The sequence below is a fragment of the Paenarthrobacter sp. NPDC089322 genome, from assembly GCF_040684895.1.
GTDB lineage: Bacteria > Actinomycetota > Actinomycetes > Actinomycetales > Micrococcaceae > Arthrobacter.
The window spans coordinates 22,659-41,162 of record NZ_JBFBGW010000011.1 but is presented as its reverse complement, the minus strand read 5'-3'; the positions used below and the strand labels follow the sequence as shown (position 1 = coordinate 41,162).

General features: G+C 58.8%; 15 protein-coding genes. 10 read left to right on the top strand and 5 right to left on the bottom strand.

Annotated elements, in window-relative coordinates:
- Positions 1–9: 9 nt before the first annotated feature.
- Together AB0N65_RS12540 and AB0N65_RS12535 are read left to right on the top strand one after the other, a co-directional pair.
- A complete protein-coding gene (locus AB0N65_RS12540; protein ID WP_364161676.1) occupies positions 10–894 on the top strand; it encodes a type II secretion system F family protein in 885 nt (294 codons plus the stop codon).
- 116 nt (positions 895–1,010) lie between these two features.
- Complete coding sequence (locus tag AB0N65_RS12535) at positions 1,011–1,466, top strand: Hpt domain-containing protein (protein WP_364161673.1); 456 nt, start codon at positions 1,011–1,013, stop codon at positions 1,464–1,466.
- Positions 1,467–1,468: 2 nt separating this feature from the next.
- Here the strand turns inward: AB0N65_RS12535 and AB0N65_RS12530 are convergent, their stop codons facing one another.
- Positions 1,469–2,251 (bottom strand): response regulator transcription factor, encoded by a 783-nt coding sequence (locus AB0N65_RS12530; RefSeq protein ID WP_364161670.1) that lies wholly within the window; start codon positions 2,249–2,251, stop codon positions 1,469–1,471.
- A 254-nt stretch (positions 2,252–2,505) separates the two neighbouring features.
- On the opposite strand from AB0N65_RS12530, the gene AB0N65_RS12525 reads away from it, so the two are divergent.
- The gene (locus tag AB0N65_RS12525; RefSeq protein ID WP_364161667.1) at positions 2,506–4,152 is read left to right on the top strand and encodes an ATP-binding protein; all 1,647 of its coding nucleotides are present in this window, start codon (positions 2,506–2,508) and stop codon (positions 4,150–4,152) included.
- A gap of 26 nt (positions 4,153–4,178) precedes the next feature.
- Here AB0N65_RS12525 and AB0N65_RS12520 read toward each other — a convergent pair whose 3' ends face one another.
- Positions 4,179–6,047 carry an FG-GAP-like repeat-containing protein gene (locus AB0N65_RS12520; protein ID WP_364161664.1) on the bottom strand — a complete coding sequence of 623 codons (1,869 nt, stop codon included), beginning with the start codon at positions 6,045–6,047 and terminating at the stop codon, positions 4,179–4,181.
- A gap of 244 nt (positions 6,048–6,291) precedes the next feature.
- Here AB0N65_RS12520 and galU point away from each other — a divergent pair, with 244 nt between their 5' ends.
- Positions 6,292–7,185: a UTP--glucose-1-phosphate uridylyltransferase GalU gene (galU, locus tag AB0N65_RS12515; RefSeq protein WP_364161661.1), complete on the top strand. Its 894-nt coding sequence runs from the start codon at positions 6,292–6,294 to the stop codon at positions 7,183–7,185.
- Between the two features lie 170 nt (positions 7,186–7,355).
- On the opposite strand, the gene AB0N65_RS12510 is transcribed toward galU, so the two are convergent.
- The 3 genes from AB0N65_RS12510 to AB0N65_RS12500 form a co-directional block, all read right to left on the bottom strand.
- Positions 7,356–7,523: a hypothetical protein gene (locus tag AB0N65_RS12510; RefSeq protein ID WP_364161659.1), complete on the bottom strand. Its 168-nt coding sequence runs from the start codon at positions 7,521–7,523 to the stop codon at positions 7,356–7,358.
- Between the two features lie 330 nt (positions 7,524–7,853).
- Positions 7,854–8,933 carry an LCP family protein gene (locus AB0N65_RS12505; RefSeq protein WP_364161657.1) on the bottom strand — a complete coding sequence of 360 codons (1,080 nt, stop codon included), beginning with the start codon at positions 8,931–8,933 and terminating at the stop codon, positions 7,854–7,856.
- Between the two features lie 81 nt (positions 8,934–9,014).
- The gene (locus AB0N65_RS12500) at positions 9,015–10,688 is read right to left on the bottom strand and encodes a hypothetical protein (protein ID WP_364161655.1); all 1,674 of its coding nucleotides are present in this window, start codon (positions 10,686–10,688) and stop codon (positions 9,015–9,017) included.
- Between the two features lie 472 nt (positions 10,689–11,160).
- Between AB0N65_RS12500 and AB0N65_RS12495 the strand changes: the two genes are divergently transcribed.
- From AB0N65_RS12495 to AB0N65_RS12470, 6 genes are all read left to right on the top strand, one after another.
- Positions 11,161–11,817, top strand: a complete 657-nt coding sequence (locus AB0N65_RS12495; RefSeq protein WP_364161652.1) for a hypothetical protein — start codon at positions 11,161–11,163, stop codon at positions 11,815–11,817.
- Between the two features lie 10 nt (positions 11,818–11,827).
- Complete coding sequence (locus AB0N65_RS12490; protein ID WP_364161649.1) at positions 11,828–13,075, top strand: glycosyltransferase family 4 protein; 1,248 nt, start codon at positions 11,828–11,830, stop codon at positions 13,073–13,075.
- A 281-nt stretch (positions 13,076–13,356) separates the two neighbouring features.
- Positions 13,357–14,835, top strand: coding sequence for a glycosyltransferase family 4 protein (locus tag AB0N65_RS12485; RefSeq protein WP_364161646.1), 1,479 nt, complete (start codon positions 13,357–13,359; stop codon positions 14,833–14,835).
- Positions 14,835–15,719 (top strand): ABC transporter permease, encoded by an 885-nt coding sequence (locus AB0N65_RS12480; RefSeq protein WP_364161643.1) that lies wholly within the window; start codon positions 14,835–14,837, stop codon positions 15,717–15,719. Before AB0N65_RS12485 ends, AB0N65_RS12480 begins: the two co-directional genes overlap by 1 nt.
- Positions 15,706–16,599: an ATP-binding cassette domain-containing protein gene (locus AB0N65_RS12475; RefSeq protein ID WP_364161640.1), complete on the top strand. Its 894-nt coding sequence runs from the start codon at positions 15,706–15,708 to the stop codon at positions 16,597–16,599. The genes AB0N65_RS12480 and AB0N65_RS12475 overlap by 14 nt, the downstream gene beginning before the upstream one ends.
- 1 nt (position 16,600) lies before the next feature.
- Positions 16,601–18,496, top strand: a complete 1,896-nt coding sequence (locus AB0N65_RS12470) for a glycosyltransferase (RefSeq protein WP_364161637.1) — start codon at positions 16,601–16,603, stop codon at positions 18,494–18,496.
- Positions 18,497–18,504: the final 8 nt, after the last annotated feature.

Genomic DNA, 18,504 nt, shown 5'->3' with positions numbered 1-18,504 from the left:
GCGGGAACCGTGAACCCTCTCTTGGCGCTTTCCTTGCTGTTGGTGCCCCTGCCGCTTGGCTACTTTGCCTGGTCTTTCCTTTCGGTAGACCGGAAGACCCCGCGCGCTGTCCGTGAGCTTCTGTCCCGGGGACACGCCGTCACGGAAGCCGAGGAGCAAAGACAAGCCGGAATGCTGGAAAAGCTCGGGTATCGGCTGACTCCAGGGAGCTATGTCCAGAAGCTCGATAGGTTGCTTTCGCTCGCCGGGCGTCCTCCATCGCTGCCTCTCGGCCGTGTCCTTGCAGCGAAGCCGGCGCTTGGATTCTGCGGCGCGCTCTTGGGCCTGTACATCAGCACCAACAGCTCGAACGGGATCATGAAGCTCGTGGGGATTTTCGTGGTTTTGCTCGGCTACTTCATCCCGGACCTGCTGCTTTACAGCAAGGGCCAGGAAAGGCAGAAGACCATACAGTTGGAACTCGCGAACACCATGGACCAGATGCTGATTTCGGTTGAGGCGGGGCTTGGCTTCGAAGGCGCCATGGCGCGGGCGGGGGAGAACGGAAAGGGCCCGCTGGCGGAGGAACTGGTGCGAACGCTGCAAGACATGCAGGTGGGGCGGAGCCGTCGCGAGTCCTATTTAGCGTTGGCGCAACGTACCAACATCCCTGAGCTCCGCAGCTTCGTGCAGGCGGTAATCCAAGCTGATACTTACGGAATTGCCATTAGCCGCGTCTTGAAGGTCCAAGCAAAAGTCATGCGCGTGAAACGCCGGCAACGGGCTGAAGAGAAGGCCATGAAACTTCCGGTAACAATTCTGTTCCCGCTTTTGTTCTTCATTTTTCCGGTCTTGTTTATTGCCATCCTTGGTCCGGCGGTTATCAATACCATCGTCACTTTGAGCGGTGGCTAGGCGCATAAATCAACTTTCAGCCAGTGCCAGCGGACGCTCAACAAGAAAGGACTAAGTTTCCCTCAAGATCAGCGCAGGAACCGTTTTATCCGCCACTTTGAAAGTAGCATCAAGCTATGTTCAGTTCAGAATTCATAGACGTCAATGAGGAGCCGGACCCCGTTCCCGTTGCCGTGGCGTCCAACCCGAGCGCACTACGGGGTGCCCGCATGGCAATGCATCCAATACTCGACCTCGCGGAATTCCAGTTCCTGGAGGATCAAGTTGACAACCCCTTGACTGCGCGGACATTTGCCGGCGACTTCGCCAAACTTTGGAGTGTACGTCTTGGGATCCTCGAGGCCGCTGTGGAAGGCGGAGACTCCACTGCTGCTTTGGACGCTATTTTGAGCCTGCGGACGTCGTCCACCATGGTTGGCGGCGTCCGGTTGGCTATTCTTGCAGAGCAATTGGAAGAATACATACGGAACGGCGACATGGGAGAGGTCCAGCCGCTCCTCGCGGATGTTGCCGAATGCGGCGACCGCACCGTCCAGGAGTTGATGGACAGCTACGTACTCAGGAACCTATAAATTCAGTTGATTGTTCCGTCTGGTTGCTTCGGGGCGAGCCGGTATCCAACCCCTCGCACTGTTTGCAGGAAACGTGGTGACTGCGGATCTTCACGGAGCTTCCGGCGAAGGTTACCGATATGGGTCTCAACAGCCCGTTCGTCTGCTTCGCTGATATAGGCGTCATCGTCGTAGTAATCACCGCGTGCAGCACGAACAAGGTCAGCGCGCGTGCGTACTTCCCCCGGGTTCTTTAGTAAATCGAGCAGCAGGTCGAACTCGCTCCTGGTCAGGGGCAGAGGAACACCACTGAGTGCGACCGATCGCGCCTTGTAGTTCACCGTAAGGCCGTTGTGCTCGATCAGGGCTTCGTTCCGCCCAAGAGAACCGGATGGAACCGCGCCGCTCAACTCCTCGGCCGAGGCCATTGCCCAGGAACGGGGCCTACGCATCATGGCCGTGACCCGTGCGCGCAATTCCCGGGGGAGGAATGGCTTCTTAACGTAGTCGTCGGCGCCCGTCAGGAATGCCGTCAGAGTGTCCGGCTCGTCTCGTCTCGCGGTCAGCATGACCACGTAGGCGTCACTAAATTGGCGGATTCGCCTAAGGACCTCATGGCCGTCCATATCCGGAAGTCCAACATCCAGTGTGACCGCCACTGTTTCGTGGTGTCGGACTACTTCCACACCTTCACGTCCGGTTGCGGCTGAGTGCACCTCAAAGCCGGCCTCCGTCAGGATGGCACCAACCAGGTTCCGGACGTCCTCGTCATCCTCAATGACAACAGCAACCCCAGGCTCGCTCATTGATATCCTCGAGTCGGCGCGCATTGCCGCAAGGCCCAGCGCAATGCGGTAAGCGTCACCTCAATACGTACCTTACAAGCTTCGAAGTCAAATCGCACCTAATATGTGGAGGATGCTTCCTGTCAGCGTCCGAGTACATTGTGTTTGACACCCATGCCCCGTGACTAGACAGGCGGTGTCAAATACGTGACATTGCTATCGGAACGGTGCGAAAGAGCAATTGATCCGGGAATTGCCAACGAAGGGATGCAGACTTGAGCGAGCAGGCTTTCATTCGCACAGCAGCCCGTTTCTTCCGGAAACTGCAGCCCAGGGTCCGGGTGGCTGTTTGTGAATTGCCGCTGGCCCTGGTTGTGGCAGCCGTAGCGGTTGCCGCACCGGCTGTGTGGCCGGCGCTGGTCCAGAATTGGTTGTTCCTCACGGGCGTCCTTCTCCACGGGCTTCTTTTCCTGAGTTGCTTCCTGGTCCCTTGGGAGCGTTTGGCACCTAACGCAACCATGGCAATCCCGATCCTGGACCTGGTGGCGCTCGCCTTTCTGAGGACCGGAGCTTACGACGTGCTGCCGGGCCTTGGCATCATCGCACTCTTTCCCGTCATCTGGTTGTCGGCCTCAAACCTGCTTCCCAGGGCCAGCCTGATCCTGAGCTTTGTTGGTCCGCTTTTCATCGCCTTTCCGCCGTTCCTCGTGCATTTTCCGAACCCTAATTCTTCCGATATTTTCGCCGTAGCCATTTCACCCATCGCCATGTTGGTTGTGGCCGTTGCCATCCGCTTGGCCAGCTCCAGCGGCAGGATCCAGCAAGCACGGGTCAGGCAACGCGACCAGGCCTTGCGGCAATTGCTGGCCGCCAGTAGAGATCGGGAAAAGCTGCTCGAAACAATCCTGGACACGATCGACGTCGGAATTGTGGCCGTGGACTCCAGCGGCGAAAACCTCCTCACTAATAGTCAGCAGAAAGAATTTCTGCGACTGAGCGAAGGGAACCTGCTTTTCGGGCAGGACCGGCACACTCCGCTTTCTGATGAAAAGAGCCCTCTTCAGAGGGCCATAAATGGCGAAACTTTCTCCGATTATCTTGTCTGGTTAGGTGCCGAGACGGGACAGAGGGCAATTTCGACGGCGGCGAGCTCCATGAGGAACGACGCGGACGGCGCCTTCGGCGGAGCGGTCATCGTCTTCCGGGACGTGACCGACGTCGTTGAGGCCCTTGCAGCCAAAGACGAGCTGGTTGCCAACGTCTCGCATGAATTCGGATCGCCGTTGACCTCGATCCTGGGGAACTTGGACTTGGCGCTCCGCGGCTCGCAGGAAGTCCCCCCGGGACTGCGGAGTCGTTTGGAAGTCGCAGAGCGCAACGCCGAGCGACTCCGGGCACTGATGGATGACTTACTCTCTTCAGCAGCTGCTGTGGACAGTATCCACCTTCGGCGTACCGATGTGGCGGGTTTGGTCGAGAACAGCTTGGTCTCCGCCCATGCGCAGGCCGACGTCGCCAATGTTGGCCTCGTTGCCGATGTGCCGTCGCCGCTGTGGGCAGAGGCCGATCCTTTGAGGCTGGGGCAGGCCCTGGATAACCTCGTGTCCAATGCCATCAAGTACTCGCCGGGTGGCGGGCGGGTGATGGTGCGGGCGGCTAGGAACAATGGATGGATCCGTCTCGAAGTCCAGGACACCGGCATCGGTATGACGGCCGAGGAGACGGCCAAGATTTTCACTCGGTTCTTCCGGACTGGCGCTGCCCGGCAGGCGGCGATACCCGGCGTCGGACTTGGATTGTCCATCACCAAGTCGATCGTGGAGCGGCACGGAGGCCATATCACCTGCAGCAGCAAGCCGGGACAGGGGAGCACGTTTACACTGTTGCTCCCGGCACTGCAGGCTACGGAGAGCGCCGACTAGCCTACTGGCTCGACCACCTCAGGCCCTCAGAGAATTGCGGTCATCACGTTCCAACCCGTGCCAACTCTCGTCGCTGTGGGCCAGGCCGATGCTCCCTGGCCTGCGTAGAGCCAGAGCTCACCCGCAGCGTTGCGGGCAAGAATGTCTGCCCTTCCGTCTCCATTGAAGTCTTCCGGGCCCACGAGGGAGTTCATTGAGCTCCAGCCCTGCCCTATGACCTGCCGGGGCAACCAGCCACCAAATCCGGTAGGTGGGTAAAGCAAAAGCGTCCCTGCCCCGTCTCGGGCCACGAGATCAGTTGATCCGTCTCCGTTGAAGTCTCCAACCCCGGTAATTTCACTGAGTCCGTTCCAGCCAGTACCGATTCCCGATGCGATCTTCCAGCCGCCCTTGCCGTCGCCGCGATATGCCCACAAGGTGCCGCGACTGTCCCGGGCAGCGAGGTCTGCGACTCCATCCATCTCCATATCGATGGGCTCGATCGCGGTCATGCCCTGCCAGCCGGTCCCGACCTGCACGCGTGGCTTCCAGCCGCCAGCGCCGTTTCCGGGATACAGCCAGAGGAGCCCGTGTCCGTCACGGGCCAGCACGTCACTGTTTCCGTCGCCATTGAAATCACCAGGGGCCACAAGGGCCGTCATGACGTTCCAACCTTGTCCCACTTGGAGGCGGGGCAACCACCCCCCTGACCCATTGCCCGGGTAAAGCCACAGCAGGCCTGCGGTGTCCCGGGCCAGGACGTCGGAGTTGCGATCCCCGTTGAAGTCGTTCTTGCGGAGCCGTTCCGCGTTTCCATCGATGACCCCCAGAGTGAAGAGAAGGGTGTTGACTACGTAAACCTTGTTATTGATGGGATTCACGGCCACTGCATCGGGGTCTTGTTGAGTGGAAACTGCGGTTGTGCTGTTGTTTTCTTCGTCGTAGATCGTAATGCCGCGACGATCCATCACTGCATAAACTTTGCTATTAGAGGGGTTAACAACCAGCTTCTTAATATGCGTTGGCGTTAATATCTGTGCAGTTTTCGTCATAGTTGTACCGTCGATGGCTTTGATAAGCCCTTCAGTGGTGCCAGCTACATTGACGTACACCCTGTCCGTAGTCGGATTGACTACCAGCGACCTCAGGGAGCCGTTGACGGCAAGGGATCCGGTGATCGTGTCACTGGCTCCGTTAATAGCGATCAGGCTTGATCCGTGTGCTGGCCCGGTTATCGCGTAGATCTTGTTCTTGACCGGATTCACGGTCAGGGCGAGAAAGCCTCCCTCGCCGATGGACACTGTGGATACTGCCTTGCCATTCCCATCAAAGACGGAAATAGCTCCTGCGGAAAGAACGTAAACCTTGTCAGTGACTTCATTGACCACGATGTCCTGCGTCGCTCCGGAAGTTGGTACTGACGTAGCCGTATTGGAAGCACCATCGATGATAGTCAGACGGTTCCCTGCACTGCCGTAGACCCTATTGGTTTTCTCGTTCACTATCAGGTTTTCGAGAGCGGCGTCCCCAATTGAGGTGACCTTTTGAGTCACCTCGTCCACTGCGGCTATGGAGCCCTCGGTACTGAGGTAGACCCTGTTGGTCACGCTGTTCACGGCGATGTCCGTCGCCGTGGGCTTCCACCATTCACTCTTGCCGGCGGCACCCCTAACGCGATACACGCCCTCCGCGGTCGATACATAGGCTGTATCCGTCACCGGATTCACAGCGATGTCATCAGGGTACGCGCCAACGGAAATATTCCCCGTAACAACGTCCGCGTTTGCCGGCGCCGCCGTGGTGGCCGAGATCAAAGCCAGTGCCAACCCGACGGTTACCGAGCCCGCAGCTGCCCTATGCCGCCGTCGTGCTCTTACCGCCCCAGGCGCTTGCGGTCCTTCCGAAACAGCGTTCATGGTATTCCCCCAGAAGTCATGACGCCGTAGTGCGTCGATACCGGAAGCCTACAGCTGACAGGCCGGCGCTCTGCAGTTGCGGTCTTCCGCAAAGGAGCTGCCCGATAAGGGTGGCGCTCCACGGTGACGCGCGCCTACTGATTGACGGGTTGCACTGGCACGAGTTCACTTGAACGGCGCATGCTCTAAGTGGAACGGTTATATCAAATTTCGCATTTTTCCAGCGGCTTTATAGTGTTTGTACATGACAAACAAGGGGAAGAATGTCCGAAAAGCGGTAATTCCGGCCGCTGGGTTGGGAACTCGATTCCTTCCCGCCACCAAGGCTATGCCAAAAGAAATGCTTCCTGTGGTGGATGCGCCGGCAATCCAATATGTCGTCGAGGAGGCCGTTGGTGCGAACCTCACCGACATCCTGATGATCACGGGAAGGAGCAAACGAGCACTCGAAGACCACTTCGACCGGGCGCCTGCTCTGGAACATACCCTCGCACTCAAAGGCGATCAGACACGGCTGGACGCTGTTCAACATGCCTCTGGCCTGGGGCCGATTCACTACGTGCGCCAGGGAGAGCCCAAAGGGCTGGGGCACGCCGTCCTTTGCGCACGTCAGCACGTAGGCGATGAGCCGTTCGCGGTGCTTCTGGGCGACGACCTGATCGACGAACGGGACCAACTCCTGACCACGATGATGGAGGTCCAGGCTGCGACAGGCGGGTCGGTCATTGCCTTGATCGAGGTGGAACCTTCGCAGATCAGCGCTTACGGCTGTGCGGATATTTCGGCTGTGGATGGCGAAACGTACGTTCGCGTCAACAGCTTGGTGGAAAAGCCTGCTGTGGATGAAGCGCCCTCCAACCTGGCAGTCATAGGCAGGTACGTGCTTCACCCCGCGGTGTTTGACGTGCTTGAGAAGACGGAACCCGGTCGTGGCGGCGAAATACAGCTCACTGATGCGCTGCAAACTCTTGCCACGGCAGAAGGCGAGGGTTCCGGCGTTTACGGCGTGGTCTTCCGAGGCAGGCGTTACGACACCGGCGACAAGCTCAGCTACCTGAAGGCCGTCATCACATTGGCTTCAGAGCGTGCTGAGTTCGGCGAAGACCTCAAAGCCTGGATGAAGGGATTCCTGGACTAGCAGCTCTAAGCGCATTCGGGCTTTCCGACCAGTGCGCTTGAATATCCCGCCAGCCGGTATAGTAGGTTTTCTTCGCTGGCTTGCTGGTGAAGATCCACACACAAGATCCGTCCCCACCCACCCGGGTGTGGACGGATTTTTGTTCGGAGGTCCAGCTGATGGTCAGTGTCCTAGCTGAACGATATTTCGCGGACCGACTGAACGTGGCTCTTCAGTCGCGTTTCCTGTGCACGGTTGGTCTCGTCATAGAACCACCATTGAATATTGCCTTCTGTTGCCTTTGCCGCAAGGATCACTTCTTCCGTTTCCAGACCCTCGTTGATAACGTATTTAGGCATAATTCCTCCCCAATTTGAGTGCGGTGCGCGCCCACTCAGCCCCAATGTCTCGAGCTCGCTGCGAAAGCAAGCCCGGAGAGGATTCTATCCCAGATACCTTTCCGGAACTTTCAGCCAGGTCTTGAACGTGCGATATGACAAAACGCCGTCCATATGACATCACAATTCTTGTCGACCGGGATGTGATGTAGTGTTGCACTCGAAGGCTTCCCGTGTGCGGAGTGGTTTCTAGACATCTCCACTGCCACCCGGGGGGCTTTCTTCATTTCGGTGACGCTGAGCTGCGGGCGTGATCCGGATTCCTTTACCTGCGCCTGCCCGCACCCCGCGTTAGTTGCCTTTTTCCAGGCTGTGAGCTGTCACGTACGCTCCCAATTGGTCCTTGGAAAGCGCGGAGGAAATTTCCGAAATGGCGTCGGTGTCTGCAACAACAATCGACTGGCCATCCAACGAAGTCCCGGTTCCAAGTGTGGGCAACGTAAACATTACGGTGTCAGTGGCCCTGATGTCCCTGAGTTCCACAGCGAGGCTACCGATGGCAGCGGCGTCGAAGCTCTTGTCGACGCTGACGAACGGCGATACTGCGCTCACCATGCTGTTAACGGTTACGGGGTTCGTCAGGGTTTCACGGGCGATCGTCTTGCTGATGATCGACTTCAAGTAGGCCTGCTGGTTCCGTACGCGTTGGTAGTCGCCATCACTGAAAGACTTGCGTTCGCGTACAAAAGCAAGCGCTTCGTCACCGTTCAGAGTCTGCTTGCCGGCCGGGTAGTAGTGCCCCTTCATCGGACCCGACGCAGGGGCGAAGGGAATCTTTACGTCTACTTCGACGCCGCCCAAAGCGTCCGTGAGGCCCTTGAAGCCCTCGAAATCCACCATGGCCACGTGATCGATCCGCTGCTGGAAGAGTGACTCGACTGTTTGCACCATAAGGGGAACGCCGCCGAGGGCAAGGGCCCCATTGATCTTGGATTCGCCCTTTCCAGGGATGGTGACCCACAGGTCACGCATAAGGGAGACCGCGTAGACGTTCTTCCTGTCAGCAGGAATGTGTACCAGCATCAGCGTGTCTGCACGCTGGTCAGTGGCCGCTGCCGTATCCACGTCAAGTTCATCCGAGCCCCGGGTGTCACTGCCCATCACGAGGATATTCATCGGGGCGGGCGCACCATTGGCGGGTTCGGTCTTCTGTGGCCTTGTTGATTCTTCCGGGAAGGCAGTCTCAATCTTGGTGGTGCCCGAATTGAATGTTTGCGCCAGATTGTAGAGGTAGGCGCCGCCAATGAGGCCTGCGATAAGTACTACAGCCGCAAAGCCGATCAGTACATTTCGCGCGGTCTTTTTGGGGCTCCTCTGACGTCGAGGACGGGACTCGGTCTCGGCAGTTTCGGTATCAGTCGGGAGCGTCATGTGTTCCTTGGTGTCGGCATCAGCAGTGTTGATTCTATCAATGGGTCCTGCAAGCTCTTCGAAGCTTCCCCGGAAGCGGGGTCAGCCGCGCTCGGAATACGGAATTTCGTTCTCTACTCCCCAGCCGTTGGTGACGCGGACGGTGTAATACTCCCGGGGATCCAAAGTCGTCGCACCGACATCAACGCTGATCATCTCCAACCGCGGGTGAAGGTCCCTGTCTTGTCCGTAAGCGACGTCTGAACTGCTGGGCTCGGCCTTTTTCTCTTCAACCTCTCCATTGCGCAAAGTCCACCTGATTTTCGCAGTACCCCCTACCAGGTTGAAGCCGCGTATCAGGACCTGACCAGCGGCGGGATCAAATTCAGTGTCCGTGATAACTGGTGATGTGAAACCGGATTCAAGCTGAACCTTCAGGGGTGTCCCGGTCCCTACACAGGTGAAGTAGGAGTCCCACATGAAGGAGATGACTTTCCTTGCGACTGCCATCTGCTGAAGCTGCCTGTCCATCCTCGCCAGGGTGGTTTGTCCTCGAAGGCTATCGCCACATTGGTTGGAGTCGGTCGCCGGGGCCATGCCTTCCAGGTTTGCCCACAGCACAGCGTCCGTACCAGAGACTCCCGCCGCCGCCGCGCTGAAGTATTCGCTGTTCGGGGCTACGTACTTGTCGCCCCATGATCCGTTGCCGACGATTGACGCCGCGAAGGGGTCGACTGACGAGGCAGCGTCGCTCTTGAAGTAGGCCGCCCCTTTCCCTGTTCCCATGCCGTCCTGTATCGCGATGTTCAGGACGAGTCCGCTCGCCGTTTGTGCGATTTTTCGCATTCCGTTCTTTGCATTCTCAGGGCTGACGTTTGCTGCGTTCACACGCGACTCGATGTAAGGGCTTACGATCGCGGAACGTGAGGGAAGGGCCTTGCGTATTGCCTTGTTCTGCATCTCGTAAAGGGCCAAAATCGGATCGAAGAACGGACTATCGCTGACGGGCATTTCGACGTGATGGTAGAAGCCTGCCAGGCCTTCAACGTCATTCGCGGACGCTTGATGCAGAAGAAAACGCTCAGTGAACAGCGAAAGCGTGCGCTGATATGAAAGGTCGGGCAGGTAGTCGAGGTCGGACCTCTTAACCGGCGCGGGCATGCCCATATAGAACTTCATGTCCAGCTCGCTTGCTGCTGCGGCCAGCGAGGCGGAAGGGTCGTCCGCCGTCGCGCTGGTGCCACCGGCAACCACCAACTCATACTCGCCGTTGGGCGAAACGCAGTCCGTGCCCTGGGTGGGAAGCAGAAATACGGTGTACAGCTTGCCGTCGCTCTTGAGCGTACGGTCCTTTGGGCACTTTAGTGCCGCCTCGTCCCAATGGGTCCCGTCCGAGTAGATGAAGTAACGTTTTACTGTCGCATCACCGGCAACCGCTTCGGCGCAGTTCTTCCCGTCAATAAGGCAGTCGACGGGAAGTTCATCCCTCGAAACAGGTCTTACCAAGGTGCCGAACGTTATCGCTGTATCGCCGCCGACTGCCTTGATATCGGCCAACTTCTGCCTATTAGTCGAGGCACTTCCGCTGGCGGTGACAAAGAATCCGCTGATCGGATAGGTGGGTTTTGATGCTGTTCGGCTTGGTTGCTGCGTCGGTGCCGCTTTGGGGAAGACAATGACCGCGACAATCACGGAAACAGTGGCAAGAAGCGACAGAGCCCAGATGAGGGCTCGTTGGCCGGAACGGCGTTTGCCCGATGGTCCTACGTCGGCCATTGCGGATCCTTGACTTGGGGTTGGCTGAGTCAATGCTCTGGGAGGGTCTCTGTCTTCGAACCGGGACAGTCGCACCACGACAAAGCTTGACAGAGATTTATTGCATGGTCCCACTCGAACCCTTACGTGGATCTTCAAGGATGCGTGCGCAAAGGGCTCAACGCAGAGTTATGTAAGAAATTTCACAGTTTTCGGTGCCGCATGATCGGCATGGTCGCCGGACGGCCAAATGGCAGCCCTTGAGGCGGCTGCGGGCCTCTGCAGGTCCAGATAATCTGAGCGGGTGCGCCTTGACCCAACTCCCTGGTGACGTCGGGTTGCCAGGGCTGCAACACGTTTGAAATACGGTTCCAGTAAGCTAGGTGTGAACATCCACTGTCTTGACTTTTGGTTGTGTCGTAATGCTGGTACCCGAACGCGGCACGAGGCAACCTGGTCGGGTCTCGCGGCATCCACTGGGGGCACGAAAACTTTGAGTACTAACGCAAGGGCACGCAAGGCCCACCGCTTGCGCGCGGCCATTGCAGCCGCAGTACTGACACTGACGACAGCAACGCTGCCCCTGCAGGCAGCCGTTGCCGACGATGCTTCAACCGACCCTGTTGCACCCCCGGTCGAGCCAACCCACAGTCCTTGGCCAGGTCCCGTCGTCACGCTCCCGCCCGTCTTGGAGCCCACCCCGCCAGCGGAGACGCCACCGGCTCCCATCGAAACAGCGCCTCCAGTAGCTCCACCTGCTCCGATCGAGACCCCCGCGCCCGCAGAGCCAATCGCACCAGCGGGGCCCGTCCAACCGGTTCCGGTTGCCACGCCCGAGGTAGCGATTCCCGAAACGTCTGCCTATCCTCCTCCCCAGGTTGTTCAGATTCCTGACGTAGCGGAGGTGCCGGTTGAGCCGGCACCCGTCGCAACGGAATCTGCCGCGGTGGTCCCCGCGGCTCCAACGCCCTCGGCTACACCGACGCAGCAGCCTCGCGTAGATGCCGTGCAGGCAGCCGTGTCGGCAGCGACAGGAAGCCCTTTGGTGGTCCAGATTCTGATGGTTGCGTTTCTTATTGCCTCCGGCTTCGCTTACTTCCGCGCCATCGGGTCCAAGGGCATGAGGGTCCCCACCAGGTCCGTGAAGTAGCTCGCGAAGGATGTCGAGTGATCAACAGCAGACTCTTCTGTCGCGCCCTCAGCCCCGCCTTACGCTCCTGACCCATTCGTACTGGCCGGAACACAGCCCGCCCCAACGGCGCTGGAGCGCGCTCCTCAACGAGTTCCGCAAACAGGATTGGCAAATCGATGTGGTTGCGCCAGTTGCGCATTCACCAGCGGGTCGCCGCGACTTGCCGCCTGGGCTGGCCGGACGGGCTTTCCGGTCCCAGACCGGCGTGCACGGCGAAGAAATCCGCAGGGTCCCTTACCTGCCCCACGGGAAAGCTCATGTCTGGCGGCTTCTCGACCAATGTTTCTCAGCGTTGTGGACGGTACCCGTCGGTTTGATGACCCGTCGGCCCGAAGTTGTCATTGTCACCGTTCCAAGCCTGCCGATCATGGCTTCGGGGTACGTGCTGTCACGCCTTCGCCGCGTGCCGTTGATTTTGGAGATGCGCGACGCCTGGCCTGACCTCGCAAGGGATGCAAGGCTCGTGCAAGGGCGGGTCAAGAGCGGTTTCGAGCTCTTCGCTGACTTTGTCCAACGTCGGGCCGATCTTGTCGTGACTGTCACAGAAGGGTTCGCCGAGGTCCTTCGGGGCCGGGGAATAGCCAATGTTGCGACGATTTCGAATGGTCTCAACGTCAATTCCCTCCCGGTCCTTCCTCAGCCACCGTCCGAGCGCGGCATCTTCGAAGCGCTGTATCTGGGTAACCACGGGGAGAGCCAAAAGCTCGAGACAGCGATCCGAGCAAGCGCAATAGTTGGTGAAGGCATGCATTTGCACTTGGTCGGTTACGGTTCGCGCACCCGCTTCCTACAGAAACTCGCCCGCGAGCTGGGTGCTCCGGTGACATTCCATCCGCCGCTGCACGGACAGGACGTGTTGGACCGCTACGCATCCGCCGATACTTGCATAGTGTCCCTACGCGATGACTGGAAGTCCTTCGAGACTACGATCCCTTCCAAGACGTACGAAGTCCTGGCCTTGGGGCGTCACGTGACCGCGGTCGTGAAGGGCGAAGCCGCCCGGGTGGTGGCCGAGGCCGAAGCGGGTGACATCGTTCCCAGCGATCCGCACGCTCTCGCTGCCCTTTGGAAGGAACTAGCGGCAAACCGCGAGCGTCTTGTGAGATCCAGTGTCAGTCGTGAATGGGTGAGCGAACACGCCGACTACGGGATACTTGCCCGACGCTATATGGAACTGATCCAGAATCTGTTGGCCAGCAAGGGCCGCAAGAAGTGATGTCGCTACGGAACCTTAAGCTCGTTTTCGGTGTCATCAGAGAGAACCTGGCAGATGATCCTGCCCAGTTCGCAATTCAGGTGGCTCGAAGGTTTCCCTCGCGGTTGGTGACGCCGATCGCCCGCGGAGTGAGAAAAGTGGCACCAGCTTCATCGGTTGCAGTGCCGGTCCTCCTGGCCGAGTTGATGAGTGGTAACGCCTCTGGGCTGAAACGCAGATTGAACGTTGCGCTTGCTTCCAAGGTGGCGCCAGCGAAAGCCGCAAGATTTGCAGAGATTGCAATGGCAGCAAACGACCTCCCGCTCGCGGACCGGTTCCTTTCAATGTCCCGGGGCACCAGTGGCAACGCCGCCACCATGGCGCGTCGTTTTTGGTATGACGGCGCAATTTCCGAGGCCATAGCCGTGCTGGCACAGGACTCTGACCGCTCACACAAGCGGGGCAGCGTGCAACTGTGCCGACTGCAGTCCGAGCAGGCCGTCCTCGACGGCTGGATGCCCGCCTTGCCATCAACTCCCATGGTGCCCGAACCCAAACGGGTTCTTCACCTCTTGACCAATTCACTGCCGCACACCCAGAGCGGGTACGCAAGGCGGTCGCACGAAATCCTGCTCGCCCAGAAGGCCGCCGGGTGGGAAACGTTGGCAGTAACCCGACTGGGCTACCCCGTGCTCGTGGGCAAGCTGGGAGCCGGCCTGGTCGATGTCGTTGACAACGTGCGCTATCAGAGGCTTCTGCCACCCCGCATGGAGCCCACCACTTCCGGCCGCCTTCAGCAACAGGCAGAGGAGTTGCTCAAGCTCGCCCTGGAGTTCAGGCCGAGCATCATCCACACCACCACCCACTACGCGAACGCAATCGTAGCGAGGGCAGTTGCCCAGGCACTTGGTATTCCGTGGGTGTATGAAGTCCGTGGACAGTTGGCCGACACGTGGGCATCTACCAGGGGCCCGGAAGCGACAGCAAGCGAACGGTATCGGCTCTTCCAGGACAGGGAATCGGATTCCATGCTGTCTGCCGACCTGGTATTTACCCTTGGCGAAGCCATGAAGGCCAACATCGCGGCCGCCGGCGTGCCTGCCGAGCGGATCCTTTTGGCTCCGAATGGCGTCGGCGGAAGTTACCTGGAGGCTCCGCTTTCTGTGGCCGAGGCGCGCCGCCAGCTTGGGCTGGATGTCGATGCGCAGATCGTGGGAACCGTAAGCAGCCTGGTGGATTACGAGGGCCTCGACGATCTGATTGCCGCTTTTGAAGTGCTGGCGCCGGAGCATCCCAGGCTTCAGCTGCTGATCGTCGGTGATGGCGCTTCGATGCCTGCGCTTCAGCATCAGGCGGTCAAGACGGGCCTCGGAAACAGAATCAGATTCGTGGGGCGGGTGCCGGCTTCACTGGCACGAACCTACCATTCGGCTTTCGATGCCTTCGTAGTTCCGCGTAAGAATCTTGGTGTGACGCGTTCTGTGACACCATTGAAGCCGGTAGAGGCCATGGCGTGTTCCAGGCCGGTCCTCGCCAGTGACCTGCCCGCGCTGGCGGAGATTGTGGACCATGGGGTAACGGGCTTGCTGGTACGCCCGGAGGATCCGGCTGAACTAGCCCGGTCTTTGGCGCAGCTTCTGGCGGATCCTCCGCAGATGACGGCCATGGGGATCGCAGGTCGGGATCTTGTGCTGTCCACGCGCACATGGGACGCCAATGCTGCTGCCTACGTCCGGGCCTACCAAGCACTGACCAACGAACGACAGAGGAGATTCAGCTAGTGTCTGCGAAGAAGGCTCTGCCGGAACCGGCTGCAATCAAACCGATGTCGGTGGACATGCGCAAACTGACTCGTGTTGGCGCAAGGCCTGGTTTCCTTGATTACCTTGTCCAGCTCTGGGACTTTCGGCAGTTTATTTTCTACGATGCCCGGGCCCGGGTCCAGAGTGGTACGAGGCGGGACCGTCTCGGCAGCACCTGGTTGTTGCTAAACCCGGTCTTCAACGGCCTTACGTACTATTTGATCTTCGGCATCCTGCTGCAAACCAGCCGAGGCATTGAAAATTATGTTGGCTACCTTGTTGTCGGCATCTTCTTGTTCCAGTTCAGTTCCGGGTCCATCAACGAAGGCGCACGGTCCATCCGAAACGGGAAGTCCGTCGTCCAGGCGTTTAACTTCCCTCGGGCAGCGCTCCCGCTGGGTGCAAACATCCGGGAGATCCTATCGGCAGTGCCCCTCGTCCTCGGTATGCTCCTGATCATCGTGGTGCTGCCACCGGCGGAGACCATCAGTTGGTTGTGGTTGTTGATTGTGCCGGCGGTCATCTTGCAATCCCTGTTCAACTTGGGAATCGGGATGATCTTGGCGCGAACGATTTCCAAAGTCAATGACGTCGCACACCTGCTTCCTTTTGCACTGAGAGCCTGGATGTATGGTTCGGCAGTCTTCTATTCTTACGAACGGTTCGTTTCCGACCAGACTCTGCTCGGCATACTGAAACTTAATCCGCTGTTCAACGTCATCGATATTGTTCGAAGCTGCGTACTCTACAACACGATTCCGTCGTGGGAATCATGGGCAAGCCTGGCGGTTGTGTCGCTGGCTGCGCTGATGGTCGGGTTCGTCTTCTTCTGGAAGGGTGAAGAGACCTATGGACGTGATTGATCAGGCAGTCTTCTTGGATGGTCCGCCATGCGTGGTCATCGACAGCGTCAAAATGACGTACAAGGTTCCCTCGTCGGACGAAAGGTCCGTGTCCGCACGCAAGGGGCTGAAGGGGAAACTCCGCAGGCTCTTCCGAATGCAGAATCTCGTCTCGGTCAATGCGCTGAAAGAGATTTCCTTGGTGGTGGAACGCGGCGAGTCCGTGGGTATCATCGGGCGCAACGGCTCCGGTAAGAGCACAATGATGAAGCTCATCAGCGGGCAGGCAGCCCCAACGGAAGGAGCCGTCTATGCCTCCAGCACTCCTATCTTGCTGGGAGTAAATGCCGCGCTCGTTCCTGATCTATCGGGTGACCAGAATGTCGTGCTTGGCTGCCTGGCCATGGGCATGGACATGGCACAGATCGACGCCCAGTTTGACAGCATCGTCGAGCTGTCCGGGCTCGAGTCCGCCATCTACCTTCCGATGAAGTCATATTCCTCCGGCATGGCATCCCGGCTTCGTTTCGCCATCGCGGCAGCTGTTAATCCTGAGATCCTGTTGGTAGACGAAGCCCTCAACACAGGTGATGCCCAATTCAGCAACAGAAGCAAAGCCCGCATGGATGAACTGCGGGCCCAGGCCGGCTGCGTTTTCATCGTCAGCCACAGTTTGGAAACCATTCGCACGATGTGCAGCCGCGTGATCTGGTTGGACAAAGGCGAACTCATTATGGACGGTTCGCCGGAAGAAACTACCCGGCTCTACCAGGAGTTCTCGACAAACCTGTCCAGGGGAAACAACTTCAGCGCGGCACGCATCAGGAATGAGGCGCGCGCAAATCTTGTCGCCACACAGGTTCTGGAGCGAGCCAGCGGTCGACGAACGGAAGGACGCTGATATGTCTGTGATTTCAAATATCCGCCGGGCCTTCTGGCATTTTCGGCAGGGCGGCTTGACTCAGCTCAATGAGTGGCGGAGCAGGCAAAAGGTCGATCGTCGCATCAACGCCGCAAGCAATGCAGCACCTGCCAATAAGGCGGGTCAGGGTGGCCCGGTGACTTTTGCCCCCCACCGGGTGCCCGACCGGGAACCACGGCGGTCAGATCTCACGGTTGGCGTCATCCTGGATGACTTCTCCGCCGCGGCGTTCGCCTTTGAATGGAATCTGGTCCCACTTCGCCGCGAGCACTGGCGGTCCCAACTTGAGGCAACAAGGATCGATTTCCTTTTCGTGGAATCTGCGTGGAACGGCAACAAAGGTTCCTGGAAGTTTCAGTTGATGGGCACTTCCGGCCCCAAGCAAGAGTTCCTGGCGCTCATGGAATACTGCCGTTTCCACGGCATTCCGACTGTGTTCTGGAATAAGGAGGATCCTCCGCACTATGACGACTTCCTTCCGGCCGCGGGGGAGTTCGACGTTGTCTTCACAAGCGACTCCGACAAGATCCCTGCATACGTCGCCGATTTGGGACATAACCGGGTAGCTGCCCTGCCTTTTGCAGCCCAACCCGCCATTCATAACCCCATGAGGAGCGGACAAGGCCGCCATGCCCGGGGAGTGGCTTTCGCCGGCATGTACTTTGCCCACAAATACCCGGAACGACGCCGACAGATGGACCTCCTGCTGACGGCCGCACGGGACGCAGGCAGCCAGTCCGGACCCAAGCTTGAGATCTTCTCCCGCCAACTGGGCGGTGACTCCAACTACCAATTCCCGGTGCCCTTCAGCGAGAACGTCGTCGGCAGCCTGGATTACGGGCAGATGCTGACGGCCTACAGGGCCTACAAAGTCTTTCTAAACGTAAATTCAGTGGTCGAGTCCCCAAGCATGTGCGCGCGCCGGATTTTCGAAATAACGGCTTCCGGCACACCTGTCGTGTCGACCCCCAGCGAGGCGATCGGTCGATTCTTTGAACCCGATGAGGTCTTCGTGGCCGGCTCGAGGGCGCAGGGCGAACACCAGATACGTATGCTGGCGCGAAGCCCTGAGCTCAATGATCGGGTTGTTCATCGGGGTCAGAGGCGTATTTGGGCCGAGAACACCTACGCCCACAGGGCTGAAACGATCGTGGCGTCTGTTCTCCCGGAACGTAGCCGCCCTGTGGCATTCCCCTCCGTAAGTGCCCTTGTTCCTACTATCCGCCCCCACCAACTGGAACACGTTTTTGCGAGCGTGGGCAGCCAGGTTGGTGTGGACATTGAACTTGTATTGCTCACGCACGGGTTTGAAATTGAAGACGGGCTCGCGGAAGCTTTGGCGGCCAAGCATGGCGTCCAAAGCTACACGGTTCTGTCCGCGCCACGGGAGATCACGCTGGGAGAGTGCCTTAACCGCTGCGTCAGCGCCGCCTCAGGGGAAGTCCTCACCAAAATGGACGACGACGACTACTACGGCCCGAATTACCTGGCGGACCTCCTGTATGCCCTCGATTACTCCAAGGCGGACGTTGTCGGGAAGCTCGCACACCACATGCACTTTGTTGCGAGTGGAGCCACAGTCCTGCGGATGCCGCACATGGAGCACAGGAACAGCCGAATGGTCATGGGACCCACGATCACAGCCCGGCGGGAGCTTTTCGAGCATCATCCCTTCGAGCCCCTCAACCGGGGCGAGGATACAGCCTTCCTGAAGGCTGTCACGACATCCGGCGGCACCATATATGCCGCAGACAGGTTCAACTTCTGCCAGATGCGTCAGACAGACGGACACACCTGGGATCTGACAGACGAAGAATTGGCATCGTCTGGCGAAATCAAGTTCTTTGGAGATCCCAAAGAACACCTAACCGTTTGAAAGAGGCT

Bases quoted from the DNA above. Each gene is read 5' to 3' on its own strand.
- AB0N65_RS12535 (WP_364161673.1), top strand. From the start codon at position 1,011: ATGTTCAGTTCAGAATTCATAGACGTCAATGAGGAGCCGGACCCCGTT.
- AB0N65_RS12530 (WP_364161670.1), bottom strand. From the start codon at position 2,251: ATGAGCGAGCCTGGGGTTGCTGTTGTCATTGAGGATGACGAGGACGTC.
- AB0N65_RS12520 (WP_364161664.1), bottom strand. From the start codon at position 6,047: ATGAACGCTGTTTCGGAAGGACCGCAAGCGCCTGGGGCGGTAAGAGCA.
- galU (WP_364161661.1), top strand. From the start codon at position 6,292: ATGACAAACAAGGGGAAGAATGTCCGAAAAGCGGTAATTCCGGCCGCT.
- AB0N65_RS12510 (WP_364161659.1), bottom strand. From the start codon at position 7,523: ATGCCTAAATACGTTATCAACGAGGGTCTGGAAACGGAAGAAGTGATC.
- AB0N65_RS12505 (WP_364161657.1), bottom strand. From the start codon at position 8,933: ATGACGCTCCCGACTGATACCGAAACTGCCGAGACCGAGTCCCGTCCT.
- AB0N65_RS12500 (WP_364161655.1), bottom strand. From the start codon at position 10,688: ATGGCCGACGTAGGACCATCGGGCAAACGCCGTTCCGGCCAACGAGCC.
- AB0N65_RS12490 (WP_364161649.1), top strand. From the start codon at position 11,828: ATGTCGAGTGATCAACAGCAGACTCTTCTGTCGCGCCCTCAGCCCCGC.
- AB0N65_RS12485 (WP_364161646.1), top strand. From the start codon at position 13,357: ATGGCAGCAAACGACCTCCCGCTCGCGGACCGGTTCCTTTCAATGTCC.
- AB0N65_RS12475 (WP_364161640.1), top strand. From the start codon at position 15,706: ATGGACGTGATTGATCAGGCAGTCTTCTTGGATGGTCCGCCATGCGTG.
- AB0N65_RS12470 (WP_364161637.1), top strand. From the start codon at position 16,601: ATGTCTGTGATTTCAAATATCCGCCGGGCCTTCTGGCATTTTCGGCAG.